A 752-nucleotide genomic window follows, 5' to 3' on the forward strand; every position below is an offset into this window, starting at 1 on the left:
CCGCGCGCGTTATTGTTATATGTCAACGCAACTGTTGCCCGACTAACGACGGGCAAGCGCCTGACGGTCCCCCGGCCTCCCCCGCGCAGCCGTGCACGGGCGAGCCAGAAGTCCCGGTCCGTCCCTCAGGCGTCTCCACTGGATTGCTCCGCTCCTGCTATGCGGATACACCCACTACCGACATTCCTGTTTCCGGGCCCCGAGGCACGGATGCCACCGAAACCCGGTGGCGACGCCTCCGGGCGCCAGAACCTGGTCCAGCTCATCGAGCTGCGCTGGATCGCGCTGCTGGGCCAGCTCCTGACCATCGCCGTCGTCGCCTACGGGTTCGGCATCCGGCTGCCGCTTCAGGCGATGAGCCTGGTGCTCCTCGCCCTGCTGCTGCTGAATCTCGCGACCACATACCGGGTCCGCGCGCTCTCGCGCATCGGCGTGGGCAATGTCGAGCTGCTGGCCGGGCTGCTCGCCGATGTCGCCGCGCTCACCGCGCTGCTGTATTTCAGTGGCGGCGTCACCAACCCATTCATCTTCCTCTACCCACTGCAGGTCACACTCGGGGCCGTGTTGCTGGAGGGCTGGGCCCAGTGGTTCATCGTTGCCACGACCACGCTCTGCTTCGGCGGGCTGTCGCTCTGGTACGTACCCCTGGCGCTGCCCAACGGCGGCGTGGAGGAACTCTTCGAGCTCCACGTCATCGGCCTGTTCGTCTGCTTCGTCCTCGACGCCACCCTGCTCGCGGTATTCATCAGCCG

1 pseudogene is annotated in these 752 nt (G+C 66.6%); it reads left to right on the top strand.

The features are described from left to right. Positions 1 to 210: 210 nt before the first annotated feature. Positions 211 to 752 (top strand): annotated as a pseudogene (locus G7A99_RS22635) (sensor histidine kinase); the annotation flags it as partial.

This window comes from Arhodomonas sp. KWT (assembly GCF_010993615.1).